This is a genomic window from Bhargavaea cecembensis, from assembly GCF_001619585.1.
In the GTDB taxonomy this organism is placed as follows: domain Bacteria; phylum Bacillota; class Bacilli; order Bacillales_A; family Planococcaceae; genus Bhargavaea; species Bhargavaea cecembensis_A.
The window spans coordinates 347,217-373,231 of record NZ_LQNT01000011.1 but is presented as its reverse complement, the minus strand read 5'-3'; the positions used below and the strand labels follow the sequence as shown (position 1 = coordinate 373,231).

General features: G+C 53.6%; 40 protein-coding genes. 39 read left to right on the top strand and 1 reads right to left on the bottom strand.

Annotated features, from left to right (window positions below):
- The first annotated feature begins 2 nt into the window (after positions 1-2).
- From rplP to AV656_RS12465, 39 genes are all read left to right on the top strand, one after another.
- Positions 3-437 (top strand): 50S ribosomal protein L16, encoded by a 435-nt coding sequence (gene rplP, locus AV656_RS12645; protein WP_063182506.1) that lies wholly within the window; start codon positions 3-5, stop codon positions 435-437.
- Positions 427-627, top strand: a complete 201-nt coding sequence (gene rpmC / locus AV656_RS12640) for a 50S ribosomal protein L29 (protein ID WP_063182504.1) — start codon at positions 427-429, stop codon at positions 625-627. Before rplP ends, rpmC begins: the two co-directional genes overlap by 11 nt.
- Positions 628-645: 18 nt before the next feature.
- Positions 646-909: a 30S ribosomal protein S17 gene (rpsQ, locus tag AV656_RS12635; protein ID WP_063182502.1), complete on the top strand. Its 264-nt coding sequence runs from the start codon at positions 646-648 to the stop codon at positions 907-909.
- 31 nt (positions 910-940) lie between these two features.
- Positions 941-1,309 (top strand): 50S ribosomal protein L14, encoded by a 369-nt coding sequence (gene rplN / locus AV656_RS12630; RefSeq protein ID WP_063182500.1) that lies wholly within the window; start codon positions 941-943, stop codon positions 1,307-1,309.
- 36 nt (positions 1,310-1,345) lie between these two features.
- The gene (gene rplX / locus AV656_RS12625) at positions 1,346-1,681 is read left to right on the top strand and encodes a 50S ribosomal protein L24 (RefSeq protein WP_063182498.1); all 336 of its coding nucleotides are present in this window, start codon (positions 1,346-1,348) and stop codon (positions 1,679-1,681) included.
- Positions 1,682-1,708: 27 nt separating this feature from the next.
- Positions 1,709-2,248 (top strand): 50S ribosomal protein L5, encoded by a 540-nt coding sequence (gene rplE / locus AV656_RS12620; RefSeq protein ID WP_063182496.1) that lies wholly within the window; start codon positions 1,709-1,711, stop codon positions 2,246-2,248.
- A gap of 19 nt (positions 2,249-2,267) precedes the next feature.
- Positions 2,268-2,453 carry a type Z 30S ribosomal protein S14 gene (locus AV656_RS16180; RefSeq protein WP_076758835.1) on the top strand — a complete coding sequence of 62 codons (186 nt, stop codon included), beginning with the start codon at positions 2,268-2,270 and terminating at the stop codon, positions 2,451-2,453.
- Positions 2,454-2,483: 30 nt separating this feature from the next.
- Positions 2,484-2,882: a 30S ribosomal protein S8 gene (gene rpsH, locus AV656_RS12615; protein WP_063182494.1), complete on the top strand. Its 399-nt coding sequence runs from the start codon at positions 2,484-2,486 to the stop codon at positions 2,880-2,882.
- Between the two features lie 30 nt (positions 2,883-2,912).
- Positions 2,913-3,452: a 50S ribosomal protein L6 gene (gene rplF, locus AV656_RS12610; protein ID WP_063182492.1), complete on the top strand. Its 540-nt coding sequence runs from the start codon at positions 2,913-2,915 to the stop codon at positions 3,450-3,452.
- A 31-nt stretch (positions 3,453-3,483) separates the two neighbouring features.
- On the top strand, positions 3,484-3,843 hold the full coding sequence (gene rplR / locus AV656_RS12605) for a 50S ribosomal protein L18 (protein WP_063182490.1): 360 nt from the start codon (positions 3,484-3,486) through the stop codon (positions 3,841-3,843).
- Positions 3,844-3,865: 22 nt separating this feature from the next.
- Entirely contained in the window at positions 3,866-4,363 is a 498-nt protein-coding gene (rpsE, locus tag AV656_RS12600) for a 30S ribosomal protein S5 (RefSeq protein ID WP_063182488.1), read from the top strand.
- A 13-nt stretch (positions 4,364-4,376) separates the two neighbouring features.
- Positions 4,377-4,556: a 50S ribosomal protein L30 gene (gene rpmD / locus AV656_RS12595; protein WP_063182487.1), complete on the top strand. Its 180-nt coding sequence runs from the start codon at positions 4,377-4,379 to the stop codon at positions 4,554-4,556.
- A 33-nt stretch (positions 4,557-4,589) separates the two neighbouring features.
- Positions 4,590-5,030, top strand: a complete 441-nt coding sequence (rplO, locus tag AV656_RS12590) for a 50S ribosomal protein L15 (protein WP_063182485.1) — start codon at positions 4,590-4,592, stop codon at positions 5,028-5,030.
- Positions 5,030-6,325, top strand: a complete 1,296-nt coding sequence (gene secY / locus AV656_RS12585) for a preprotein translocase subunit SecY (RefSeq protein ID WP_063182483.1) — start codon at positions 5,030-5,032, stop codon at positions 6,323-6,325. Before rplO ends, secY begins: the two co-directional genes overlap by 1 nt.
- 52 nt (positions 6,326-6,377) lie before the next feature.
- Positions 6,378-7,025, top strand: a complete 648-nt coding sequence (locus AV656_RS12580; RefSeq protein WP_063182481.1) for an adenylate kinase — start codon at positions 6,378-6,380, stop codon at positions 7,023-7,025.
- A gap of 298 nt (positions 7,026-7,323) precedes the next feature.
- Complete coding sequence (gene infA / locus AV656_RS12575) at positions 7,324-7,542, top strand: translation initiation factor IF-1 (RefSeq protein ID WP_008298852.1); 219 nt, start codon at positions 7,324-7,326, stop codon at positions 7,540-7,542.
- A gap of 35 nt (positions 7,543-7,577) precedes the next feature.
- On the top strand, positions 7,578-7,691 hold the full coding sequence (rpmJ, locus tag AV656_RS16175) for a 50S ribosomal protein L36 (RefSeq protein WP_076758849.1): 114 nt from the start codon (positions 7,578-7,580) through the stop codon (positions 7,689-7,691).
- Positions 7,692-7,714: 23 nt separating this feature from the next.
- Entirely contained in the window at positions 7,715-8,080 is a 366-nt protein-coding gene (gene rpsM / locus AV656_RS12570; RefSeq protein ID WP_063182479.1) for a 30S ribosomal protein S13, read from the top strand.
- Between the two features lie 25 nt (positions 8,081-8,105).
- On the top strand, positions 8,106-8,495 hold the full coding sequence (gene rpsK / locus AV656_RS12565; protein ID WP_008298848.1) for a 30S ribosomal protein S11: 390 nt from the start codon (positions 8,106-8,108) through the stop codon (positions 8,493-8,495).
- 132 nt (positions 8,496-8,627) lie between these two features.
- Positions 8,628-9,569: a DNA-directed RNA polymerase subunit alpha gene (locus AV656_RS12560; protein ID WP_063182477.1), complete on the top strand. Its 942-nt coding sequence runs from the start codon at positions 8,628-8,630 to the stop codon at positions 9,567-9,569.
- A gap of 47 nt (positions 9,570-9,616) precedes the next feature.
- Positions 9,617-9,997: a 50S ribosomal protein L17 gene (gene rplQ, locus AV656_RS12555; RefSeq protein ID WP_008298846.1), complete on the top strand. Its 381-nt coding sequence runs from the start codon at positions 9,617-9,619 to the stop codon at positions 9,995-9,997.
- Between the two features lie 387 nt (positions 9,998-10,384).
- Complete coding sequence (locus AV656_RS12550; RefSeq protein WP_063182475.1) at positions 10,385-11,230, top strand: energy-coupling factor ABC transporter ATP-binding protein; 846 nt, start codon at positions 10,385-10,387, stop codon at positions 11,228-11,230.
- On the top strand, positions 11,206-12,078 hold the full coding sequence (locus tag AV656_RS12545; RefSeq protein WP_063182473.1) for an energy-coupling factor ABC transporter ATP-binding protein: 873 nt from the start codon (positions 11,206-11,208) through the stop codon (positions 12,076-12,078). Before AV656_RS12550 ends, AV656_RS12545 begins: the two co-directional genes overlap by 25 nt.
- Entirely contained in the window at positions 12,075-12,872 is a 798-nt protein-coding gene (locus AV656_RS12540) for an energy-coupling factor transporter transmembrane component T family protein (protein WP_063182471.1), read from the top strand. Before AV656_RS12545 ends, AV656_RS12540 begins: the two co-directional genes overlap by 4 nt.
- Positions 12,873-13,070: 198 nt before the next feature.
- The gene (gene truA, locus AV656_RS12535) at positions 13,071-13,817 is read left to right on the top strand and encodes a tRNA pseudouridine(38-40) synthase TruA (RefSeq protein ID WP_063182469.1); all 747 of its coding nucleotides are present in this window, start codon (positions 13,071-13,073) and stop codon (positions 13,815-13,817) included.
- Positions 13,818-14,001: 184 nt separating this feature from the next.
- The gene (gene rplM / locus AV656_RS12530; RefSeq protein ID WP_063182467.1) at positions 14,002-14,439 is read left to right on the top strand and encodes a 50S ribosomal protein L13; all 438 of its coding nucleotides are present in this window, start codon (positions 14,002-14,004) and stop codon (positions 14,437-14,439) included.
- Between the two features lie 19 nt (positions 14,440-14,458).
- Positions 14,459-14,851, top strand: coding sequence for a 30S ribosomal protein S9 (gene rpsI, locus AV656_RS12525; RefSeq protein WP_063182465.1), 393 nt, complete (start codon positions 14,459-14,461; stop codon positions 14,849-14,851).
- Positions 14,852-15,326: 475 nt separating this feature from the next.
- A complete protein-coding gene (locus AV656_RS12520) occupies positions 15,327-15,950 on the top strand; it encodes a flavodoxin family protein (protein WP_063182464.1) in 624 nt (207 codons plus the stop codon).
- A gap of 134 nt (positions 15,951-16,084) precedes the next feature.
- The gene (locus AV656_RS12515; RefSeq protein WP_063182462.1) at positions 16,085-16,705 is read left to right on the top strand and encodes an NAD(P)-dependent oxidoreductase; all 621 of its coding nucleotides are present in this window, start codon (positions 16,085-16,087) and stop codon (positions 16,703-16,705) included.
- A 128-nt stretch (positions 16,706-16,833) separates the two neighbouring features.
- Complete coding sequence (locus tag AV656_RS12510; RefSeq protein WP_063182460.1) at positions 16,834-17,271, top strand: DMT family transporter; 438 nt, start codon at positions 16,834-16,836, stop codon at positions 17,269-17,271.
- Positions 17,272-17,348: 77 nt separating this feature from the next.
- Positions 17,349-17,753, top strand: coding sequence for a hypothetical protein (locus AV656_RS12505; protein ID WP_063182457.1), 405 nt, complete (start codon positions 17,349-17,351; stop codon positions 17,751-17,753).
- Positions 17,754-17,930: 177 nt separating this feature from the next.
- A complete protein-coding gene (locus tag AV656_RS12500; protein ID WP_063182455.1) occupies positions 17,931-18,350 on the top strand; it encodes a hypothetical protein in 420 nt (139 codons plus the stop codon).
- A gap of 10 nt (positions 18,351-18,360) precedes the next feature.
- Positions 18,361-18,822 (top strand): hypothetical protein, encoded by a 462-nt coding sequence (locus tag AV656_RS16520; protein WP_063182453.1) that lies wholly within the window; start codon positions 18,361-18,363, stop codon positions 18,820-18,822.
- 11 nt (positions 18,823-18,833) lie between these two features.
- Complete coding sequence (locus tag AV656_RS16515; RefSeq protein WP_197462253.1) at positions 18,834-19,418, top strand: SCO family protein; 585 nt, start codon at positions 18,834-18,836, stop codon at positions 19,416-19,418.
- Positions 19,419-19,590: 172 nt separating this feature from the next.
- Entirely contained in the window at positions 19,591-20,268 is a 678-nt protein-coding gene (locus tag AV656_RS12485) for a hypothetical protein (RefSeq protein ID WP_063182449.1), read from the top strand.
- Between the two features lie 55 nt (positions 20,269-20,323).
- A complete protein-coding gene (locus tag AV656_RS12480; RefSeq protein ID WP_063182447.1) occupies positions 20,324-20,638 on the top strand; it encodes a hypothetical protein in 315 nt (104 codons plus the stop codon).
- Positions 20,639-20,674: 36 nt separating this feature from the next.
- The gene (locus AV656_RS12475; protein WP_063182445.1) at positions 20,675-20,974 is read left to right on the top strand and encodes a hypothetical protein; all 300 of its coding nucleotides are present in this window, start codon (positions 20,675-20,677) and stop codon (positions 20,972-20,974) included.
- A 3-nt stretch (positions 20,975-20,977) separates the two neighbouring features.
- Positions 20,978-24,616 (top strand): multicopper oxidase domain-containing protein, encoded by a 3,639-nt coding sequence (locus tag AV656_RS12470; protein ID WP_063182443.1) that lies wholly within the window; start codon positions 20,978-20,980, stop codon positions 24,614-24,616.
- A 79-nt stretch (positions 24,617-24,695) separates the two neighbouring features.
- Positions 24,696-25,412, top strand: a complete 717-nt coding sequence (locus AV656_RS12465) for a hypothetical protein (protein WP_063182441.1) — start codon at positions 24,696-24,698, stop codon at positions 25,410-25,412.
- 116 nt (positions 25,413-25,528) lie between these two features.
- On the opposite strand, the gene AV656_RS12460 is transcribed toward AV656_RS12465, so the two are convergent.
- A complete protein-coding gene (locus AV656_RS12460; protein ID WP_063182439.1) occupies positions 25,529-26,005 on the bottom strand; it encodes a hypothetical protein in 477 nt (158 codons plus the stop codon).
- Positions 26,006-26,015: the final 10 nt, after the last annotated feature.

Sequence of the window (26,015 nt, the reverse complement as noted above, 5' to 3'; positions counted from 1 at the left end):
TCATGTTGATGCCTAAACGTGTTAAGCACCGTCGTGTACACCGCGGCAAAATGCGCGGAGAAACAAAAGGCGGCGGCACAGTGAATTTCGGTGAGTACGGCCTCCAGGCTGTTGAAGCCGGCTGGATCACCAACCGTCAGATCGAATCAGCCCGTATCGCCATGACTCGTTACATGAAGCGTGGCGGTAAGGTCTGGATCAAGATCTTCCCTCATAAGCCATATACGAAAAAGCCTCTTGAAGTCCGGATGGGTTCCGGTAAAGGTGCCGTTGAAGGATGGGTGGCTGTCGTGAAGCCAGGCCGTGTCATGTTTGAAATCGCAGGCGTCTCCGAAGAGGTTGCCCGTGAAGCGCTGCGTCTCGCATCGCACAAACTGCCGGTTAAGAGCAAGTTTGTAAAACGCGAAGAAATTGGTGGTGAATCGAATGAAGGCTAATGATATCCGTGAATTGACCACTGCTGAAATCGAACAAAAAGTGAAGTCGCTGAAAGAAGAGCTCTTCAACCTGCGTTTCCAGCTTGCTACCGGCCAACTCGAAAACACAGCTCGCATTCGTGAGGTGCGCAAGTCGATCGCGCGCATGAAGACAGTCATTCGCCAACGCGAACTCAGCGCCAACAACTGATAAAAGGAGGCTGCAAGCATGTCTGAGCGTAACCAACGCAAAGTTTACACAGGCCGCGTCGTTTCCGACAAAATGGACAAGACGGTCACGGTTGTTGTCGAGACTTACAAGAAACACCCGGTCATCGGCAAACGTGTAAAATACTCGAAAAAATATAAAGCACATGATGAAAACAATGTTGCAAAAACAGGCGACATCGTCCGCATCATGGAAACTCGCCCGCTTTCCGCTACGAAGCGTTTCCGCCTTGTAGAGGTCGTTGAAAAAGCGGTTATCATCTGATCGGAATTTAACTTGAGAGGAGGTACCCTCGATGATCCAACAAGAGAGTCGTATGAAAGTCGCTGACAACTCCGGCGCGCGTGAAGTCCTCACGATCAAAGTGCTCGGCGGTTCCGGCCGTAAGACAGCGAACATCGGCGACATCGTCGTCTGCACCGTGAAGAAAGCAACACCAGGTGGCGTTGTTAAGAAAGGTGACGTCGTGAAGGCGGTTGTCGTCCGCACGAAGAGTGGAGTCCGCCGCAATGACGGTACGTACATCAAGTTCGACGAGAACGCATGCGTCATCATCCGTGACGACAAAGGCCCACGCGGTACGCGGATCTTCGGACCTGTCGCACGTGAGCTGCGCGACAACAACTTCATGAAAATCATTTCCCTCGCTCCGGAAGTACTTTAATCCATAGGGTAGTGCCAACCAAGGAGGTGCAAGAGAATGCACGTTAAAAAAGGTGATAAAGTCCAGGTGATCACAGGAAAAGACAAAGGGAAAACCGGCGTCATCCTTGCTGCATTCCCTAAGAAAGACCGTGTGATCGTGGAAGGCGTCAACATCATCAAGAAGCACACGAAGCCGAACCAGGAAAGCCCACAGGGCGGCATCGTGAGCAAAGAAGCCCCAATCCACGTTTCCAACGTTATGCTGCTTGATCCGAAATCGGGCGAACCGACTCGTATCGGCCATAAAGAAATAGAACAAGACGGCAAAATGGTCACAGTCCGCGTTTCCAAGAAATCCGGCGAGATCATTGCTGACCCATACAAGAAATAAGCGACATAGAGGAAGGAGGTACTCCTGATGAACCGCCTAAAAGAGAAATTTAAAACAGACATCACACCTGCTCTCATGAGCAAGTTTGAATACAGCTCGGTCATGCAAGTGCCGAAAGTCGAAAAGATCGTCATCAACATGGGTGTCGGCGACGCTGTCCAGAACAGCAAGTCCCTCGACACTGCTGTAGAAGACCTTGAAATCATCTCCGGCCAAAAACCGGTTGTCACAAAAGCGAAGAAATCGATCGCCGGCTTCCGCCTCCGTGAAGGAATGCCGATCGGTACGAAAGTAACCCTCCGTGGCGAGCGCATGTATGATTTCCTCGACAAGCTGGTTTCGATCGCACTTCCGCGTGTCCGCGACTTCCGCGGTGTATCGAAGAACGCGTTTGACGGCCGCGGCAACTACACGCTCGGCGTCAAAGAACAGCTGATCTTCCCGGAAATCGATTACGATAAAGTATCCAAAGTCCGTGGCATGGACATCGTCATCGTCACGACTGCTAACACGGACGAAGAAGCCCGTGAGCTCCTGAAGCAGCTCGGCATGCCATTCCAAAAGTAAACGAAAGGGAGGCGAAATTGTGGCTAAGAAATCGATGATCGCGAAGCAAAAACGCACACCGAAACACAAAGTGCAGGAATACACACGCTGCGAGCGTTGTGGCCGTCCTCATTCCGTGTATCGTAAATTTAAGCTTTGCCGTATTTGTTTCCGTGAACTTGCATACAAAGGGCAACTGCCTGGCGTCAAGAAGGCCAGCTGGTAATCCCTATACCTGGGAAGGAGGTACAACACAATGACTATGAGTGATCCGATCGCAGATATGCTTACGCGTATCCGTAACGCCAACATGGTACGCCATGAAAAACTGGAAGTTCCTGCTTCCAACATGAAAAAAGAGATCGCCGAAATCCTGAAACGCGAAGGATTTGTCCGCGATGTTGAATATATCGAAGATGATAAGCAGGGGATCATCCGGATCTTCCTCAAGTACGGTCAGGACAACGAACGTGTTATCACGGGCCTGAAGCGTATTTCGAAGCCGGGTCTGCGCGTATACGCAAAGACAAACGAAATCCCTAGAGTCCTGAACGGCCTTGGCATCGCCCTCGTCTCGACATCTCACGGTGTAGTGACTGACAAAGAAGCGCGTGCGAAGAAAGTCGGCGGCGAAGTCGTCGCATACGTCTGGTAATCTGCTACAAACGAATGGAGGTGCACACACATGTCCCGTATTGGCAATAAGCTGATCGAAGTGCCTGAAAGCGTGACAGTCACCATTGCGGATGACAACACGGTCACGGTCAAAGGCCCGAAAGGCGAACTCACTCGCAAACTGAGCAGTGACATCACGATCAACCAGGACGGCAACGTCATCACCCTGACTCGCCCGTCCGACCACAAAGAACACCGCGCGATCCACGGAACGACCCGTTCGCTCCTGAACAACATGGTCGAAGGCGTCTCGAAAGGCTTCGAAAAGTCCCTCGAGCTCGTTGGTGTCGGTTACCGTGCGCAAAAACAGGGCAACAAACTTGTCCTGAACGTCGGTTACTCCCACCCGGTCGAGTTCACTCCTGAAGAAGGCGTGGAAATCGAAGTTCCTTCGAACACGAAAGTCATCGTCCGCGGTTACAACAAAGAGCACGTCGGCGCGCTCGCTTCCAACATCCGTGCCGTACGCCCGCCTGAGCCATACAAAGGCAAAGGGATCCGCTACGAAGGCGAACACGTCCGCCGCAAAGAAGGTAAGACAGGTAAATAATGCCGCATAGGCATCGAAAGGAGTGACCACGATGATTACGAAACAGGACAAGAACCAGGTCCGCAAAAAGCGCCATGCACGTGTGCGTTCCAAGATCAGTGGCACTGCCGAGCGTCCGCGCCTGAACATCTTCCGGTCCAACAAGCATATCTATGCTCAGCTGATCGATGATGCAAACGGTGTGACACTCGCAAGTGCATCCACAATGGACAAAGGTTTCGAAGGTTCCACTTCGAACACTGAAGCAGCAGTTAAAATCGGCGAAACAATCGCTAAGGCAGCTGTTGAAAAGAACATCAAATCTGTCGTCTTCGACCGTGGGGGTTACCTCTATCACGGCCGTGTGAAGGCTCTGGCAGATGCAGCCCGTGAAAACGGACTCGAATTCTAATCAAAAGGAGGGACCCATACACATGCGTCGCAATGAAGTGAAAAGTGAGTTCGAAGAACGCGTAGTAACGATCAACCGCGTAGCGAAAGTCGTAAAGGGCGGACGTCGTTTCCGCTTCACGGCACTCGTCGTCGTCGGCGACAAGAATGGCCGTGTCGGTTTTGGTACAGGTAAGGCACAAGAAGTTCCGGATGCGATCCGCAAGGCAGTCGAGGATGCGAAAAAGAACCTCATCAACGTTCCTATGGTCAACGGCACAACGCCTCACGAAGTGACCGGACGTTACGGTGCAGGCTCTGTCTTCATCAAACCTGCAGCACCTGGTACCGGTGTAATCGCCGGCGGCCCTGTCCGTGCAGTACTTGAACTTGCAGGCATCACGGACATCCTTTCGAAATCCCTCGGTTCCAACACGCCGATCAACGTCATCCGTGCTACGATCGCAGGTCTCCAGGACCTTAAGCGTGCCGAGGAAGTTGCAAAACTCCGTGGCAAATCCGTAGAAGAACTGCTCGGTTGAGGGGGGAAAACTAATGGCTAAGCTCGTAATCACCCTTAAGAAAAGCGTGATCGGGTCGAAACCGGACCAACGCAAAACGGTTGAGGCTCTCGGTCTGCGCAAGACGAACCAAACGGTCGAACACGAAGACAATGCTGCCATCCGCGGCATGCTGAACAAAGTCGGCCATCTCGTCGAAGTTAAAGAAAATTAATCTTTTATCAACATATAAGGAGGTGCCAGTCAAATGAAACTGCATGAACTGAAACCTGCAACAGGATCCCGCAAAGAGCGCAACCGTGTTGGTCGTGGCCCAGGTTCGGGCAACGGCAAGACGTCCGGCCGCGGTGCAAACGGTCAAAACTCGCGTTCCGGCGGCGGTGTACGCCTCGGCTTCGAAGGTGGCCAGATGCCTCTTTTCCAGAGCCTGCCTAAGCGTGGCTTCACGAACATTAACCGCAAGGAATATGCCATCGTGAACCTCGAAACGCTTAACCGCTTCGAAGAAGGTACGGAAGTTACTCCAGCGCTCCTGCTCGAAACGGGCGTCGTGAGCAAGGAGAAATCCGGCATCAAGATCCTCGGCAACGGTCAGCTTGAGAAAAAGCTTACTGTACAGGCTCACAAATTCTCTGCTTCCGCTAAAGAGGCCATCGAGAACGCAGGCGGCTCTGTCGAGGTGATCTAATGTTTGAGACCATCTCCAACTTTATGCGTGTTCCGGAAATCCGGAAAAAAATCCTATTTACGCTGGCGCTGCTCATCATCTTCCGGCTCGGGACGTTCATCCCGGTGCCGAACGTGGATGCGTCGGCACTCCAGGCAGCCGATCAATTCAGCCTGATCGGCTTTCTGAACACGTTCGGGGGCGGCGCGCTCGCGAACTTCTCCATTCTGGCGATGGGGATCATGCCGTACATCACGGCATCGATCATCGTCCAGCTCCTTCAGATGGACGTCGTTCCAAAATTCGCCGAGTGGGCGAAACAGGGCGAGGTCGGCCGGAGGAAGCTGGCCCAGTTCACCAGATACTTTACGATCGTTCTGGCATTTATCCAGTCGATCGCCATGTCGTACGGCTTTAACCGCATGTACGGCGGCACGCTGATTCAGAACGACAGCATTGCGACTTACCTCGTCATTGCAGTTGTCCTGACAGCAGGCACGGCGTTCCTCCTCTGGCTCGGTGAGCAAATCACCGAGAACGGTGTGGGGAACGGGATCTCGATCATCATCTTTGCGGGGATCGTTGCGGCGATTCCGAATGCGGTGAATCAGATCTATGCGCAGCAGATCCAGGATGCAGGGGACCAGCTGTTCCTGAACATCCTCATTCTGATCCTCCTGGCACTCGCGGTCGTCGCCATCACGGTAGGCGTCGTGTATTTCCAGGAGGCGCTCCGGAAAATTCCGGTGCAGTATGCCAAGCGTGTCACGGGCCGCGGCCGCCAGCAGGGCGGCCAGCAGACCCACCTGCCATTGAAAGTAAACGCGGCCGGCGTTATTCCTGTTATCTTCGCCGTCGCGTTCATCATAACCCCTCAGTCGATTGCATCGTTCTTCGGCCAGAACCGCTGGACGGCGGCGATCATCGAAATCTTCGACTATACGAAGCCTGTGGGGATGATCATCTATGTAGCGCTCATTATCGCCTTCACCTACTTCTATGCGTTCATCCAGGTCAACCCTGAGAACGTGTCGGATAATCTGAAGAAACAGGGCGCCTACATCCCGGGCATCCGCCCGGGTCAGGACACCCAGAACTATCTGACCCGTGTCCTGAACCGCCTGACCTTCGTTGGAGCACTCTTCCTTGCGGTGATCTCGGTCCTGCCGATCTTCTTCATCAACCTGGCAGGCCTCCCGCAGTCCGTGCAGATCGGCGGCACCAGCCTTCTGATCGTTGCCGGGGTTGCGCTTCAGACGATGAAACAGCTGGAATCCCAGCTCGTCAAGCGGCACTACAAAGGCTTTATGAAGTGATCTGCTGCCGGTTCCGGCCGGCGGCACAAAACACTGTAGGAGGGCACGACGTATGAACATCGTATTGATGGGCCTGCCGGGTGCCGGTAAAGGCACCCAGGCGGACAGGATTGTCGAGAAGTACGAAATCCCTCATATCTCTACAGGCGACATGTTCCGTTCCGCGATCTCAGAAGGAACGGAACTCGGTCTGAAGGCAAAGCAGTTCATGGATGAAGGGGCACTCGTCCCTGATGAAGTGACCGTGGGCATCGTCCGTGAACGCCTGTCGAAACAGGACTGCGAGCAAGGCGTCCTTTTGGACGGCTTCCCGCGGACGGTCGCACAGGCGGAAGCACTGGACGAAATTATGTCCGGGCTCGGCCGTAAGATCGACCATGTCATCAATATCCGGGTGGAGCATGACGAACTCGTCAAACGGCTGACCGGCCGCCGCATCTGCAAAGAATGCGGAACTTCCTACCACCTCGTCTTCAACCCTCCCAAACAGGAAGGTGTCTGCGACAAGGACGGCGGGGAGCTCTACCAGCGCGCCGACGACAACCCGGAGACCGTCAATAACCGCCTGGAAGTGAATATGAAACAGAGTGAACCGCTCCTCGCCTACTACGGCGATAAAGGCGTTCTGACCCACATCGACGGGCAGCAGGACATCGAAGTCGTATTTGAGGACATCGACCGGCTGCTCCGGGGCAACTGAACCCGTGCCGGGGAGGCGAGACGATCCTGTTTTATGGCATGTGACGGCAGACCATGTCCGCCGGCCGCTGCGAACAGCGGGCATGGCGCGGAAATGCAGGCGTGGCGGGACCTTAGCCATGCAATGCAGTCCGGAACAAGGTATAATGGGGACCGTGGATTTGTCCGCTTTTCGGACAGGGAAGCGGAATCCATTGGTAGTCTTTCGGACATCTCTCATGCAGACCGTTCATATGTTTGAAGGTAGGGCGCAGCGGGACGAAGAGAGACCTGATTCTAACATGAAGGGATGATGATGGATGGCGAAAGATGATTTAATCGAAGTGGAAGGCAAGGTCGTCGAGACTCTGCCAGGAGCTAACTTTCAAGTAGAACTCGAAAACGGCCATACGATCCTTGCGCACGTTTCCGGAAAGATGCGGATGCACTATATCCGGATCCTGCCGGGTGACCGTGTGACAGTGGAACTTTCCCCCTACGATCTGACCCGTGGCCGTATCACATACCGTTACAAATGATCTAAGCACTCCGGACGATAAGGAGGTTCCATGCGATGAAAGTAAGACCATCTGTTAAGCCGATCTGCGAAAAGTGCAAAGTCATCCGCCGTCGCGGTCGGGTTATGGTAATCTGTGAAAACCCGAAACATAAACAACGCCAAGGCTAAACCCTAAGGAGGTGCACGAATATATGGCACGTATTGCTGGTGTAGACGTACCGCGCGAGAAGCGCGTCGTCATTGCTCTCACTTACATCTTCGGAATCGGTAAAACGACTTCCCAAAAGGTTCTCGCCGATGCAGGCGTTTCAGAAGAGACTCGCGTCCGCGACCTCACTGACGCTGAACTCGACAAGATCCGTGAACAAATCGACAGCCTGAAAGTTGAAGGTGACCTTCGTCGTGAAACGAACCTCAACATCAAGCGTCTGATGGAAATCGGCAGCAACCGTGGAATCCGCCACCGCCGCGGCCTTCCTGTACGCGGTCAGCACACGAAGAACAACGCACGTACCCGTAAGGGCCCGCGCAAGACAGTCGCAAACAAGAAGAAATAATCAGTAAAGGAGGTAACTTCACACTATGGCACGTAGACAACAAACGCGTAAACGCCGCGTCAAAAAGAATATTGAATCCGGCATCGCACACATCCGTTCCACTTTCAATAACACAATCGTTACGATCACGGACACGCAAGGTAACGCAGTATCCTGGTCAAGCGCAGGTGCACTCGGATTCAAGGGCTCCCGTAAGTCCACGCCATTCGCTGCACAGATGGCTGCAGAAACTGCTGCACGCACATCGATGGAGCACGGCATGAAGACTCTCGAAGTAACGGTTAAAGGACCTGGTGCAGGCCGTGAAGCGGCAATCCGCGCACTGCAGGCTGCCGGCCTCGAAGTCACTGCGATCCGCGACGTAACACCGGTTCCTCACAACGGTTGCCGTCCTCCAAAACGCCGCCGTGTATAATGGCTGTCCGTCCATTGATTGAGAAACACGATTTACGGATAAACTGGTTTGTGAGAGTGCAATAGTTGTCTTGTATATCGATTTCCAATAGGAACTGCCATTCATGGACGTTTTGAGGGAGGGTGAATTTGAATGATCGAAATAGAAAAACCGAGGATTGAAGCTGTACAGACTGTGGAGAACACCTATGGAAAGTTCATCGTGGAGCCGCTTGAGCGGGGCTACGGAACCACCCTGGGCAATTCCCTGCGCCGGATTCTTCTTTCTTCACTGCCGGGCGCCGCTGTTACATCCATCCAGATTGACGGAGTCCTCCACGAGTTTTCGACGGTGGACGGCGTTGTGGAAGATGTGGCATCGATTATCGTGAACGTGAAGCAGCTGGCCCTGAAAATTTACTCGGACGACGAAAAAGTCATCGAGATCGATGTGAAGGGCGAGAACGAGGTAACGGCCGCGGACATCACGCACGACAGCGACGTTGAAATCCTCAACCCGGATCTCCACATTGCAACTGTCGGCAAGAACGGCCACCTCCGCATGCGCATGTACGCACAGCGCGGGCGCGGTTATGTTCCGGCTGACCGCAACAAGCGTGAAGATCTGCCAATCGGCGTGATCCCGATCGACTCCATTTACACCCCAGTCTCACGCGTCAATTTCCAGGTGGAAAACACACGTGTCGGGCAATTGTCCGATTACGATAAATTGACCCTCGACGTCTGGACCGATGGCAGCATCGGGCCGCAAGAGGCAATCTCGCTCGGCTCCAGAATCCTGACCGAGCACCTCAACATCTTCGTCGGCCTCACGGATGAAGCACAGTCCGTCGAGATCATGGTGGAGAAGGAAGAAGACCAGAAGGAGAAAGTCCTCGAGATGACGATCGAGGAACTTGACCTGAGCGTCCGTTCCTACAACTGCCTGAAGCGTGCCGGCATCAACACGGTGCTTGAGCTCGCGAACAAGAGCGAAGATGAAATGATGAAAGTGCGCAACCTGGGCCGCAAGTCCCTCGAAGAGGTCAAGGCGAAACTGACAGACCTCGGACTCGGCCTGCGTACGGAAGAATAAATCGTCCATAGCGGACCATCCAATTCACCCAAAAGGAGGGAAACTAGATGGGCTACAGAAAGTTAGGTCGTACAAGCTCCCAGCGTAAGGCGATGCTTCGTGACCTCGCAACCGATCTCATCATCAACGAACGCCTGCAGACGACTGAAACGCGCGCGAAAGAGCTCCGTTCCGTCGTTGAGAAAATGATCACTCTCGGAAAACGCGGTGATCTCCATGCACGCCGTCAGGCTGCCGAATTCATCCGTCGCGAACTCGTTACGACGACTGACGAAGAAGGCAACGAACAAACGGTCTATGCACTGCAGAAACTGTTCGACGATGTGGCACCTCGCTACGCTGAGCGTCAAGGCGGCTATACCCGCATCATGAAGGTCGGCCCTCGTCGCGGTGACGGCGCACCGGTCGTCATCATCGAACTCGTTTAATTGCGGTACGGAAAAGGGTGTGCGGTTACCGAGTATGGACGGCACCCTTTTCTTTCTATAATGATTTATACGGCAAATGAAAAAGCTGAGCGTTATGATGGGCGGAGCAACTGCTTGCGTCCCGTCTAGCTCTCCGCACCCCATCATGGTCCCGGCGGTGTGAGCAGCCGCCGGTCATGCCATACGACAAAAGCGCAGTCACCAGATGGGGTGCGCGCTTTTTTTTTACATACGGACGGAATCAGGGAGACGGTGCGAGCGGCGGGTTGTGAGATGTTGCTGTAGCACCGTTTCAGGGCCGCCAAAACCCGCCGGGACCGGACGACACGGCCTGCAGATTCCGTTACAATAGACAGCAGAGTTGAGTGAAGCAGAGGAGGAATGACTATGGAACGGATCCTGTCCCTTCAGGATGTCCGTTTTACCTATACACCGGATGATCCGGACGGCCGCTACGCGGTCGACGGCGTATCGTTCGATATGCAGGCGGGCGAGTGGATCGCTGTCGTCGGGCATAACGGCTCCGGGAAGTCGACGCTTGCCCGGCTCATGATCGGCCTCCTGTTCCCGCAGGAGGGGACGGTGGGGCTGTTCGGCGACCCGCTCACGGAGGACAACCTCTGGGAAAAGCGCTCGCAGATGGGCATGGTGTTCCAGAACCCGGATAACCAGTTTGTCGGCGCCACCGTTCAGGACGATGTCGCCTTCGCCCTTGAGAACAACGGCATCCCGTTCGAGGAGATGACTCTACGTGTTCAGGGGGCGCTGAAGCAGGTCAAGATGGACAGCTTCCTTGACCATGAGCCTCAGCATCTGTCGGGCGGCCAGAAGCAGCGTGTCGCAATCGCCGGGGCCCTGGCGCTCCGGCCGAGGCTCCTGATCCTGGACGAGGCGACCTCGATGCTTGACCCGCAGGGGCGTGAGGAAGTGATCCGGGTCATCCTCGACTTGAGGGAGAGGACGGGACTGTCTGTCATCTCGATCACCCATGACCTGGAGGAGGCCCTTCTTGCGGACCGGGTCGTGGTCATGAACGGCGGCCGGAAGTTTGCGGAAGGAACGCCGCAGGAAGTCTTCCTGAAGGGAGAGGCGCTGACGGCGCTCGGGCTTGATCTGCCGTTCGCCATGCGGCTATCTTCGCTTCTCGGGGAGCAGGGCATCCATACAGAGCCCGGAACGATGACGGAACGGAAGTTGGTGGAGCAGCTATGGACATTGCGCTCGAACAGGTAGGCTACACATACGCGGCGGGCACGCCGTTCCAGAAGAAGGCGCTCTTTGATGTGAACGTCCGCATCCCATCCGGCTCCTACTCGGCCATCATCGGCCACACAGGCTCCGGCAAATCGACGCTCCTGCAGCACCTGAACGGCCTCCTGAAGCCCACGACGGGAATCGTCCGCATCGGGGACACCCAAGTCACCAAGGAGACGAAGGGCAAGCAGCTGAAGCCGATCCGCCGCAAAGTCGGCATCGTCTTCCAGTTCCCCGAACACCAGCTGTTCGAGGAGACCGTGCTGAAGGACGTCATGTTCGGCCCGCTGAACTTCGGCGTGAAGGAAGAAGAGGCGAAGGCCAGGGCGCTCAGATGGATCGAACGTCTCGGGTTGCCGGAAGGGACGGCGGAAAAGTCGCCGTTTGATTTGTCGGGCGGCCAGATGCGCCGCGTCGCGATTGCCGGCGTTCTGGCGATGGAGCCGGATGTGCTTGTCCTGGACGAACCGACCGCAGGGCTGGACCCGGCAGGACGCAAGGAGATCATGGACCTGTTCTATGAACTCCATGAACAGCGGGACATGACAACGATCCTCGTCACCCACAGCATGGAGGACGCCGCGCGCTATGCGGACCATATGATCGTCATGCATGACGGCACGGACGTCCTGCAGGGGCCGCCTGAAGAAGTGTTCGCGGATGCGGAGCGCCTCGCCAGGTGGCGCCTCGGCGTTCCGCGCACCGTCAGCTTCCAGCGGCTATATGAGGAAGGCGCAGGCCTGCCAAAGGGCCCTCCGGCACTAACGGAAGAGCAGCTCGCGGCCTATCTCGCGGCGGACTTCGCGAAAGGGGGCGGCGCATCATGATGGAGAAAATGGTGTTCGGCCGCTACATCCCGGGCGATTCATTCGTCCACCGGCTCGATCCCCGATCGAAGCTGATCTTCGTCTTCATTTTCATTGCGGCCGTGTTCCTTGCGAACAATACCGTGAGCTATGCGCTCCTGCTCGCCTTCACGCTGTTTTCGATCCTCGCATCGAAAGTGAGGATCGGGTTTCTCATCGGCGGCCTGAAGCCGGTCATGTTCCTGATCGCGTTTACGTTCCTTCTGCACATCTTCTTTACAAAAGAAGGCGACCTGCTGTTCCAGCTCGGTTTCCTGAAAATTTATGAAGAAGGGCTGCGGCAGGGGATCTATATCTCGATCCGCTTCCTCGTGCTCGTATTGATGACGTCTCTCCTTACACTCACGACGTCGCCGATCTCGATTACGGACGGGCTCGAGGTCCTGCTGAACCCGCTGAAGAAAGTGAAATTCCCGGTCCACGAGCTTGCCCTTATGATGTCGATCTCGCTCCGTTTTATCCCGACCCTGATGGACGAGACCGACAAGATCCTGAAGGCCCAGCTTGCACGGGGCTCCGACATCTCGTCGGGCACGATGAAGGAACGCATCCAGGCGGTTGTCCCGCTGCTTGTCCCGCTCTTCGTGAGCGCCTTCAAGCGCGCCGAAGACCTTGCCGTCGCGATGGAAGTCCGCGGCTACCGCGGGGGAGAAGGGCGGACCCGCTACCGCCAGCTGAAATGGGACTGGCGGGATACCACGGCGCTGCTGATCCTGCTTGCGGTAATTGTCGCCCTGTGGTTCCTGAGGGGATAAGGCCTCGGGATATCGACTCCGGACTTAGCACAGCGATTCCGGACTTACATTCTAGAGTTCGGACTTAAACTGTCATTTCCGGACTTAGCCGCCTCGATTCGGACTTACATTCCCGGTTTCGGACTTAGAGTACCATTTCCGGACTCAACAGCCCGATTCACTTAAAACCGGACTCCAACACCTGAAAGGAGAGATTCCATGCCGCGCATCAAACTGATTATCGCCTATGACGGGAGCGGCTTTGAAGGCTATCAGATCCAGCCGAAGGGTCGCACCGTGCAGGGCGATCTGGAGCAGGCGCTCTCCGTGTTCCATAAGGGGGAGGCGGTCCGTGTGCATGCATCCGGCCGCACCGATGCCGGCGTGCATGCGAGCGGGCAGGTCGTGCACTTTGATACGCCGCTCGGCATTCCGGACGACCGCTGGGCTATGGCCCTCAATACACGGTTGCCGGGGGCGATCCGCATCCTCTCGGCTGAGAAGGTGCCTGACAGTTTCCACGCGCGCTTCTCGGCGACGGGGAAGACCTACCGGTACATATGGCATCTGTCCGACGTCATCAGCCCGTTCAGGCGGTATTTCACGACACCGTCGCTCGGCGTGAATCCGGATGTTTCCCGGATGGAAGAGGGAGCCCGGCACCTGATCGGCACGCACAATTTCACAAGCTTCTGCTCGGCGAAGACCGATGTGGAGGACAAGGTCCGTACCGTTGAATCCATCCGGTTCGAGCGGCAGGGCGAGGAGCTCCATATGGTGATTACCGGAAGCGGCTTCCTGTACAACATGGTCCGCATCATCGCCGGCACACTCTGGATGTGCGGCAACGGAGAACTGGACCCCGGGGACATCCCGGGGATCCTCGCCGCAAAGGACCGGTCCAAAGCCGGTAAAACCGCGCAGTCACAGGGTTTATACCTCGAAAACGTGCGCTACGGGGAATGAAACAACTTTTCCTGGTGTACACACAAAAATGGTTGACTTCAATGCCAATTCAAGGTATGATGATAAACGGTATTTCGATAACCCCACTAAGAATGCCCCGGTAAGGTTTCTTTGTGTTTGGGATAGAGAATCGGAACTTGGAACTCGGAACTTTTGATTGAGTGAAATTTAGGAGGACTAACAAATGCGTACAACGTACATGGCGAAAGCCCAAGAAGTCGAGCGCAAGTGGCTCGTTGTCGACGCAGAGGGCAAGACGCTCGGCCGTCTATCGTCCGAAGTCGCAGCAATCCTGCGCGGCAAGCATAAACCAACGTACACTCCAAACGTGGACACAGGTGACCACGTCATCATCATTAATGCAGAAAAGATCGAAATGACTGGAAACAAGCTCCAGGACAAGATCTACTACCGTCACACAGGCCACCCGGGCGGCATCCGTCAGCGTACTGCAGGCGAAATGCGCGAGAAGTATCCTACAAAGCTTCTCGAAACGTCCATCAAGGGCATGCTTCCAAAAGGCCCGCTCGGCCGTCAGATGTACCGCAAACTTCACGTTTACGCGGGCGCTGAACACCCACACGCAGCACAACAACCGGAAGTCTACGAACTTCGCGGGTAATTAAGAGGAGGAAACCACTTTGGCACAAGTTCAATACATCGGCACTGGCCGCCGCAAGACTTCCGTTGCCCGCGTACGCCTCGTACCCGGCGAAGGCAAAGTCGTAATCAACGGCCGTGACGCAGAAGATTACATTCCATTCGAAACACTCCGTGAAGTCATCAAGCAACCGCTTGTAGCGACTGAAACACTCGGCAGCTACGACGTTCTCGTAAACGTCAACGGCGGCGGCTACACTGGACAAGCCGGCGCAATCCGCCACGGCGTTGCCCGTGCCCTGCTTCAGGTAGACCCTGACTTCCGTCCTGCACTCAAAACTGCAGGTCTCCTCACGCGTGACCCACGCATGAAGGAACGTAAGAAGTACGGTCTCAAAGGCGCGCGTCGTGCACCTCAGTTCTCGAAGCGCTAATAAACCTTATATACAAGGGTTTTCCCTCTTTGCTCTTATTGGGCAAGGAGGGTATTTTTGTGTCTGAATATGGTATTAAATACCCCTTGAATACCCCTAGCTAAAAATTTATGTACTGCTGGAACATCTAGGCTGTTTTTTCCTTCGCTTCAACTTAACTGGTTATAGACCGTGAAGATGGGTTGCTTATCATCAGATTGAAAGGAGCGGAAAGATCTAATTTAAACTAGCGCTGTATATGCTTGCTACGCCATTTCATTAAAATTACAAGAGCTTCATCATCCACACTAACAACGCGTCTAGAGGACTTTGTTTTGGATGTCTGAAGCTGCTTTTTGCCGTTTGTGTGAATCAGAGTCTTTGTAAACTGAGTAAGGAGCTTGCTGTTGAAAGCCGGTCTGTTTAATGAGTACAGGAGCAAGGGTAAGGATATCTGACAGAATATTTTATGAATACAGAAGGGGCGATAGAAATTATGACTAAAGCTTTGTTTTTAAACTGCAGCTTGAAATCATCAGAGCAGCCATCAAACACGGAGGCATTAATGGAGGAAGTCATCAGTATCTTTGAAGAACATCGAATTGAAAGTGAAATCGTGCGGGTAGTGGATCATCAGATTGCATTTGGTGTGACAGAGGATGAGGGGGAAGGAGATGAGTGGCCAGCCATCTTTGAAAAAGTGAAGGCCGCAGATATCCTGATTATAGGAACTCCTTTATGGCTTGGAGAGAAAAGCAGTATCGCGACACAAGTGGTGGAAAGGCTCTATGGAGGAAGCGGATTAACGAATGATAAGGGACAGTATATCTACTACAACAAAGTGGGGGGAGTAATCGTTACGGGGAATGAAGATGGGGCAAAGCACGCATCTGCCTCAATTCTGTATGGGTTATCTCATATCGGCTTCACCATTCCACCGAACGTCGATACATACTGGGTCGGGGAAGCAGGTCCTGGTCCGTCCTATATAGAAGCTGAAGGGAACAAGAATGAGTTCACAATGCAGCACGCAAAGATTATGGCTTACAATCTCATCCATTTCTCTAAAATGCTTCAGTTACATCCGATTCCTGCTGAGGGGAATGTGGTGGAGTCCTAATATATTTAATCCCACTATGTTATAAAGGAAAAGCATCGTGAACGTCTTGTTGCGCTTTAATAACGCTTCATACTTTTGGTTGGGGGCTTTTTTGTTATCTTTAAGAGGATAAGGACGCTAGAGGAGGCCCATTCTTGAGAATCATAATATTAGGCGGGACCGGAAGGGTTGGCAGCCATATCATCAGGCATGCGCTTCGAGACGGACATCATGTCACAGTCCTTGCCCGCTCTCCGGAAAAGGTTCACATCAACGATGAACACCTGACGGTCATACAGGGTGATGTATTAAGCCAAGAAGCGGTCGCACGCGCTATGCACGGAATGGACGTGGTGATCAGCGCCCTGAATACGGACGGAGGCACAACGCTCTCGGAAAGCATGCCGCTGATCATCGAAGCCATGGAAACGGCAGGGATTGAGCGGATCATCACGATAGGGACGGCCGGAATTCTGCAGAGCCGGGTCACTCCGGAAGTCTTGCGCTATCAGTCAAGCGAATCCAAGCGCAAAACGACCCGTGCGGCCGAAGAGCATGAAAAAGTCTACAATTTGCTCAAGCAATCCAATCTCGACTGGACCATCGTCTGCCCGACATACTTGCCGGACGGAGAGCGATTGGGCAACTACCGGACAGAAACAGATTTCCTGCCGGAAGGCGGCAGCAAGATCTCAGTGCCGGACACCGCAGAATTCGCATATAGCCAGATAGAAAGCAGCGAGCACACGAGAAAACGTGTAGGAATTGCCTATTAAAGCTGAACCCCTTCCCGGAAACAATCGGAAGGGGCATTTTTATACCGGGAATTCGGAGTAGAACAGGCTAATCTGATACAATATTCAAAAGACTTAAAGATGACTTGTTCACAAGGGGAGTATGTTGAATGAAGCTGCTTTTTCCGTTACTTGCATTGATCGGCGGCATCGCCGTCGCCATCCAGAGCCAGGTGAATGGAAACCTGGCTCTGGATGGCGACGGCGTGATTGAAGCATCGTTTATTTCATTCCTGATCGGCACGCTCGCATTGTTCTTTGCTGTGATCTTTTTCGGGAACGGCAACCTGCTGGCCATGGCGACGGTTCCCAGATGGCAGTTGATCGGGGGGCTGATGGGTGCGATTTATGTCATCATTCTTGTTTTCTCCGTGCCGAAAATTGGTGTGGCGGCGACGCTTGCCGGAATCATCGGAGGGCAGGTCATCATGGGGGCAGTGATTGACCACTTCGGACTGTTCGGAGGGGTACGCTTCCCGATTGATGCGAAAAAGGTGATCGCGATTGTGCTGTTGTTTGCGTCCCTTTACTTGTTCAATCATAAATAGGGTTTCCATTCAATCCATTGTCTGCCAATGTCAATTCTGGCATAGTGAAGGTAGCGCGGAAGGAAGGAGACATACATATGAACAAAAAAATCGTGACAGGAGTCCTGCTGGCCCTGGTTTTTGTCCTGCTGGCTGGGTGCAAGCCGTCGGACAAGTATTTGGGTGAATGGTACGCGGTGGCACAGGACGGTTCCCAGGTGAAGATCCACTTCTCGGGTGACAAGACAATGACCATCTCGGATGAAGAGGGCCAGGAAAAGGCGTACGAAATCAGCCAGACTGCTGCAGGTTTTCGGAACAGCGTCGGTTATTACCGTGTGGAGGTCGATGCCCAGAGCCACTACATCGTCTTTGAAGACCGGAAAGACGATTTGAATGCCATCTTCGTCAAACAGACAAATGTCGCAAGCGATTTTGAGGATATGGTCGGAGAAGTCCTTTATTCCATGAACCGCGATCGCTTTCCTGAACAGTTCCGCTGATTAGAGCCTCACTATCCGGATGGGCTATTACGGTGTGAACAATAGACCTCCCCTGATTCTGTTAACAGGATCAGGGGAGGTCTTTTAAATTGAAGCAATTACACACTTCCGGCCATATCCGGACATAGGCCGGCCCCTAAACCGTCAGCACCGCATATTCTGTCGGGAGGTGGTTGGATGCGCGAGCTTTCATTTGTCTTGATCCTGTATATCAATCTGGTGATGTTTGCCTTGCTGTATGTGTATGTGCACCGTTACCGGAAGTTGGTCGGTTTTCATCTGGGAATGAATATTGCCATGGCTTTGGGCGGGCTGGTCGCCCTGTCGACGGGGATATTCTTGATCTTTCAATATCCGTTCCACTTCACGGCCATCACGATGGTGGCCACTTTGGGTGGGATGGGAGCCGGTGCGTTATTTGGTGCGCTGTTCGACTACCAGACGATGCTGACCGGGCTGGTCAACGGCCTGATGATGGGCATGATGGCGCCCATGCTGGGGGCCATTCTGACAGACCCAATTTTTTTCACGGTGGTTCTGGAAGTGTTCATATTCCTGATCATCGGAGTCCTGTCCGCCGCGGTCAAGAGGTCATGAGGGTGAGGAAATGCTGGGTATTATTGGACTGCTGATCTGGAATGTTGCGGCAGCATGTTTCTGCTATTTTGGCTTGCGCAGAAGAAAGCAGTTGTTTGACGACCGGTACGCCACCACTATTACGAGCACGGCAACATTGTGTACCACACTCGTTCTCGGAATGCATGTGACTGTGTTGATGTCAGCCGGTCTCTCCCTGGTTTTTCTTCTGAATCTTCTTCTCGGAGCAGTGATCGGGACTCTTTTCGGAGCGCTCGTCAAATACCATTCGGTTCTGGCCGGTCTCTACAACGGACTGATCGGCATCTCGATGGGTGTGATGATCGGGGAGGTTCTGAAGAACCCGCAGATCTGCAGCATCCCCATCTCCGACCATACCCAGCTCTTGCTGAATATGTATCAGCTGTGCGGATTCGCCACACTGCTGCTTACTATGATCGTGGGCCTCGTTTTATATTCAATGAAAGTTTGAGGGTGAACCGTTTGAAAAGAATTTTAGTGATTGGTTTGATCGCTCTTCTCGGATTTGCAGCAGTCTACTTTTTATGGCCCCGGACTGTAGACCTCCCCAAGCTTGCCGCAGTCGACGATCCAAAGGTGCCTTCAATCACGGGCGAAACGGATGCCTTCTCTTCAGGAAAGCCGAAGCTCGTGGCGTTTTATTACACCCAGTGCCCGGATGTTTGCCCGATGACCGTCATGGACCTGTTGAGGCTCCAGGAAACATTGGAGGAAAAGGGCGTTCAAGAAAAAGACTACGACGTCATTCTCATCACACTCGACCCTGAAGTGGATACTCCGGACAGGATTGAAAAATACAAACAACAGTTTGAAATCACTGCCGGGAACTGGGTGTTCCTCCGGGGAACCGCTGAGCAGACGAAGGGGGTCACGAACCAGTTCAAGATGGCTTTCCAGAAAGACCAGGACGGACAGATTGTTCATGGCACGACAATGTATGTATTGGATACCAGAAATCAGATCCGGGCCGTCCATGACATGAACACGGGGCAGGCTGCCGTCAACGTGCAGCAGATCGCCGAGCATATTGAAGCTCTTATCAAATAGCCCTCAGGCAAGGCGGCCGGTGTAATTGCCTCCTGCCTGAGGGCTTTTCTCTTTTGGTGCCTCTTTGCACATTCTGCATTGACGGGTAAAAGGACTAATTCAAAATATTTCCATTCCATATATTAGCGGTTAAACGGCAAAGGGGAGAACCGCAGGAAAGGCAGGGATTGCAATGGATCCATCAAGCAAGAAGCCATCCTTTTCATCACCGGCAAGCGCAGTGTCAGCAGAGGAAACGCGGATTCTGGAGGAGCAGATCAGCCAGATGAACCTGTTCAAGCTGATCAATCAGTATGAGCCCCACCGCAAGACGCTGGTCCTAAAAAAGTTCTTTAAAATGAAGCGTCATCAGGAAGTCGTGATTACCCCCAAGTTCGCAAAGGAAGAGGCAGGTACGATTTCCGGAAAAGTGACGGCGATCGGCAGGGATTTTGTCATGCTCACCAACCTGAAGCAACGGATCTGGATCCCGTATACCGCCATCGAATCCGCAGAGATCCCGTTTGGCACCCCCACGTATTCCAACCCCCACCAAAATTTTATCTATGACAATCAGCTGCGCCAGAAAATCATCCTCAAATTCGGTGAAACAGTCTCCAAAAGAGATGCGCTCGTTCAACAGTTCTTTGAAGAATCGCTTAGAACCAACTTGCACACCTGGCAGAAGACGTGGGTCGAAGTTCTGGTGGCCGGCCGGAGGTTCACCGGAAGAATTGAAAGGACAGACAAGAAAAATCTCTACTTGAAACTCTTGCGCAAAAACCATGTGATTCCTCTGGAAGAGATCCAGTCTGTCTCTACCATCCGACTGATGACCGTGTGGAAGGAATGGATCCGCGCAGTTTTCTGATGTTCGCAGTGTCAGGGTTTTGAAGCATGAGGGCTTGGAGGGGGGGTGAGAGGATATGAGCAAATACAAGCCAGATCATAATTGCGGGGAAGATGAGGAGCTGCTGGAGAAATTCCGGAAACTGAAGGGCAGGCAAGTGCTGATCATTACGAATGCTGTCCAGCTGAACCTGCTGGGGCAGGTATTCCGCCCGATTTTCTGCGGAACGGTCGATGAGGTCAGCGGAGGCCATATTACATTGACGCCGGTGAACGTGAAAATGGTGAACGCGCCGTTCTACAGATTTCCGTTTCCGCTGAGCATCCCGCTGGAGAGGATCACTGCTTTTTCAACTGAGGTGCCGTGTGACCTCGTATTTCCGTTAACGTAATTCTTCACCCCAAAACCTGACAGGGAGGTGTCACTTATGGATTTTCAAGAGATGCATATGGTCAATGTGAGACGGGATGGGGCGATTATCGAGCATTTCAGGAGCAACATCGGACGAAAGGTGTTCATATTGACCGAGTCTTTTCCATTCTTGTACATCGGGATTCTCAAAGATGTGGTTGATGATATGGCGGTCTTGGATGTAGAGGTCTCCCATGTTCCTGCACTGGAAGAGAAGGAATGGCATGTCCATGTCCATTCCATTGATGTGTTTTATATAGAGACCGGGATGGGTGAGAAGATTCCGGATCTGAAAAATCAACAGAAAGGAGGATAAACCATGATACGCAGGTACCACGTGGTGGCCATTCCGATCCGGATTGTGGTCAATACATTCGGAGACCACAACCCAAATGGCATGATGTACGTACTAAAAGAAAATGAGCAGAAAGTGAAGGATCTTGTCAGGAAAAACCCGTTTACACCGGTCGATCTCGTTGAGCCCCTTGTTATCCGGGCCAATGAGGGCGATTTCGTAGAAGTGTTGTTCGAGAACAAGCTGCCGTTTAATACCGGAATCCATTTCCAGGAAGCGGATTACGATGTCTGTGATTCCGATGGTGCCATGGTGGGCTTCAACAAAGACAGCACCGCAGCACCCGGTGAATGTGTGCTTTACAAAATCCATGCCGTTCAGGGGGGAAATTACTTCTTCTCGGACTTGGGCAATCCGTCAAGCACGGAAAACGGCTCAAGTACAAACGGCCTTTTCGGCGCGCTGGTGGTGCAAAACCGTTTTTCCTGGTGGACAGACCCGGTGACCGGGAAACCAAGCAACAGCGGGGTGTATGCAGATATCCATCATCCGTTTCTGCCGTCATTCCGGGAATATGTCTGGATGTTTCATGATGAAATGGAAGTGGACGATATCACCGGGAACCGGCCGATCAACCATATCACCAACCAGGATGAAGAATCGTTTCATGGGGCCAACTACCGCTATGAACCGGAAAACCGGCGGTCCCAGCTGCTTTCGGAAGGCGTCGTCGCCCCAAATGCTGCGGGGGAGGAAGTCCACCATGATTCGTGGGTGTTCGGAGATCCGTCTGCGCCCATCCTGAGGGGCTATGTGGGGGATCCCGCGAAAATCCGCCTCTTCCACGGAGGTTCCAAGGAAACCCACGTGTTCCACTATCATGTCCATCAATGGTTCAGTGATCCGGGAGATCTGGCATCCGAAATCTTTGATGCCCAGGCAATCAGCCCTCAGTCTCACTATACGATTGAGCCGCTCTACGGTCTGGGCAGTTTACAGGGGGCTTTCGGTGACGCAATCGTTCACTGTCACCTGTATCCCCATTTTGCAGCCGGCATGTGGGGGATGAACCGGATCTTCAATACCCTGCAGGATGGAAGCCAGTGTTACCCGAACGGGGTGCCGATCAAGGCACTGCAGCCCCTTCCGGACCGGGATCCGCCGCCAAAACCGACCAAGCTGAGACCCGGATTTCCAAACTTCATTCCGGGCAAGGTCGGGAACAAAGCGCCCCGTCCGCCGCTCGGCATTGTCGGCGGCAGGGGATTGACTGAACTGGAGCGGCACGCGGCCGTTCCGAATCCGCGGCCGGGTGCAGTCTTCACCGAGCCGTGTCCGCCGGGGGTCGAGGTCAAGGAATTTAATATTTCGGTCATTGAACTCCCCATCACGTATAACAAGCAAGGCTGGCACGATCCAAAGGGCCGGATGTATGTCCTGGACGAAGACCTGGAGGATGTCTGTTCAGGTAAGAAAGAGCCGGAACCGCTTGTCATTCACGCAAATGCCAATACATGCATCAAGATCAATTACACGAACAGGCTGCCGCATATTTTGGACGGCGACGCGTTCCAGCTCGTCACAAGGACGTATGAGAACGGATTCCACATTCACTTCGTCAAATTCGATGTGCTTGTCTGTGACGGGGCGAATGTGGGATGGAATTACGATTCATCCGTCCTGCCGGGGGAAACGGCCCAATATTCCTATTTTGCGGACGTTGAGCTGAAGGCGTGGTTCTTCCATGATCACCTGTTCCCGCTGTCCCACCAGCAGCACGGTGTATTCGGTTCTGGCGTGATCCATCCCCGCTTTTCCACTTTCCTTGATCCGAGGACGGGCGACGAAGTGGACCATGGAACGCAAGTGACCGTAGAGAATCCGCTCATTCCGAACTACCGGGATTTCGCCCTGTTTTCACAGGACTTCACGCTTTTGTTTGACAATGACGGAAAACCGCTGAACCCCCCGAAATTCCCGGGTTCGCAGGATGATCCCGGTCTGTTCGGAGTGAACTATAAAAACGAGCCGCTGCAGTTCCGGCTGGGTCCGGATTGCGATCCGGCCTATAGCTTCAGCTCACACGTCCACGGTGATCCGGTGACGCCGATTCTTCGGGCCTATGAGGGTGACCCGATCCGTATCCGGCTGCTCCAGGGGGCGCAGGAAGAGTCCCATAGCTTTAACGTCCACGGGCTCAGGTGGCTAAAGGAACGCGGCGACCTCTATTCCCGGCTGGACAGCCAGCAGCACACCGGAATATCGGAGTCGTTCACGCTGGAGACCTTTATTCCAAGAGCCGGAGATTATTTATGGGCCTTTGAAACAGAGGAGGATCTGTGGAACGGTCTGTGGGGGCTGATCCGTGCATATGCCGAGCGGGTGCCGGACCTGATTCCTCTGTCGGACCGGCCATTGCCGCCGAAACAGAGCAAGCCGCTGCCGGAATGCACAGGACATGCACCGCCCGCCGATGACCCGACCTGCCGGCCGGTTAAAGGTCCGGTCCGGAAATTTGACATCGTCGCTTTCCAGATTCCGCTGCAGTACAACCGGTACGGAGACCATGATCCCCATGGAATCGTATTTGCCCACCGTGCAGACATGAAGGATCTGCTGGCTGGGAAGAAGACCCCGGAGCCGCTGATTCTCCGGGCAAACGTGGGGGATACAGTCGATGTGACCCTGACCAGCATGCTGAAACTCGACCTGTTCCCGTTCAAGGACGGCATCTACCCGTATCCGCAGGTCAAGGAGCAGGCGTTCTATCCGCCGTCCCTCAGGATTTCGCTGCACCCGCAGCTGATTGACTATGATGTCAAAACCTCTTCCGGAGAAACGGTCGGATTCAACGGTGACCAGACAGTCGGGCCGGGCGAAAGCAGGACCTATCGATGGTTTGTGGATTCCCAGGTTGGCGCCTGCGGTTTGTGGGATATGGCGGACATCCGCAACCACAAAGGCCACGGTGCCTTCGGAGCATTCATTGCCGAGCCCAGATTTACGGAATATGTCGATCCGTATTCGCTGAAGCCCGTACGCTCCGGAGCCAATGTGATCCTGAAGAATCCGCTGCTTCCGGATATCAGAGAGTTTGTACTGGTCATGCATGACGGCGTTCGTCTTCTGGATAATGACGACCAGCTGATCGTTGACCCGGTCGACGGCATTCTACTGGCTCCGCCGGAAGCTGATGCAGACCTGGTGGACACTTACGATCAGGGGTCACGGGGATTCAACTACCGCTCCGAGCGTCTCATCAACCGCTACCGTGAGCACCCGGTGCTCCATGAACTGTTTTCCTCCAACGTGTTCGAAGACCCGGCCACGCCGGTGTTTGAGAGCTATGTGAGGGATCCGGTCACCATCCGGCTGGTGACGCCGGCAGAAAGGCGCAGGTCACACACATTCCACCTGCATGGCCACCGCTGGCACTTTGATGCAAAAGATGCCAATTCACGGGTTGAATCGTTCGTCGGATTTAGCGTTGCCGGAGCTGTCCGCAACTTGCTGTTAAACGGCGGAGCTGGCTCGCTGGCGGGGAATCCGGGTGACTATATGTACCGCTCCGGAAACATCCGCTGGGATATCGAGCAGGGCATGTGGGGCATCATGAGGGTTCATAAGACCCTTCAAAAGCACCTGCCACCGCTTCGGGAATAGAAGAATTCCAAAGAAGGGGAGAGGTGCGATCCGGCCTCTCCCTGTCTTATGGGAGCATCGGGGAAAGGAGGTGAATAGCATGAAGTTTGCTGCCGGTGATCAGCTGCCGCTCGTGGCTCAGGACACCATAGAAGACTTTTGCATCGACGACAGCTGCTGTCCGGAAAGACTCCAATCTCCTGAATTTCCATCACCTACGGGCTGTCTTCCGGATAGGGAACTTGCAGAGCTGATCGATAGAATCGATGCCGCCAATAACCTGCTCCTGGATCTTGCTTTGGATGATGAAAGACCGCCGGAAGAAACGTTCCTGAAGGTGTTCTCCGGGCTGATGGGGTTACAGGTAAAAGTGGAAATCGGGGGCGGACGGACGGTAATGGGAAAAGTCCACACAGCCGGACATGACTTTGCGGTTCTCCTGGATGAACAGACGGAAGTCATCCTGCCTTACCGGACCATTGCAAAAGTGGAACCATGCGGAAGGTTTGCTGAACCTGACCATGAAGCGGAACTGCGGGAGATCGACCCTTGTCTCCGCCGGGACCTGACGTTCAATTTCGGCGCAACCGTGGCTTCGTCTCCACAATTGCTGCATCTGTTCTTCAGGATGAGATTCAATATTTACCTGTTGTTCCTGGAGGCCAAAACGGTTGAACTTACACTCGGTGATGAGACGATTGTGGGATTCGTAACGGATGTCAACGAGGAATCGGTTGTCCTGAAGGTCAAGAAAGACGTTGAGATCATCCCGATGGGAAGAATCACGATGATCAAAATAGTGAAGGAAGCAGTTTGATATCAAAAGGGAGCCGTCCGCTGTCCGGATGGTTCCCTTTTAGTTGGCGGCAGGACTGTAAGGTTGGTGCCACAACAAAAGAGCCGAAGCGATGGTAACCTCTCATCGCTGCAGCTCTATTTCCCTTTATTTGGTCTGATCGTAATCTTCTTGATCTTATCAAACGGAATGACGGTTGTGGACCGGGAGACTTTCGGGTGTTTGGATAAGACATTTGAAACGTCTATCGGATCATCTTTTCGCACACTCAAATGACCTTGAGCCGGATCAGAGCGGTGATCCGGTATCTTCGTCAGCCTTTTCGGATCCACCCATTGAAAGCCGCAGAACGAGTGAAGGTCCACCGTGACGGAGGACTTGGGGGAAGCAATATGGGTAAGCGGATGAACCGGTATCAAGGTCACACAACGGCGGTGTGGAATGTGATGCTCAAACCTGAACAGATGAGTGTTGAAAAGTTCTCCCGAATCATCTTCCGCCGAAACGGAAAAGGCGGTCCCATTATTTAAATGGAGCATAAGAAATAAATGCATGCGTTTTATAACAGAATGTCCGCTGCTCTCGGCAAGGATCTTCTTGAAAACATCTGTCATGGCATGGTAT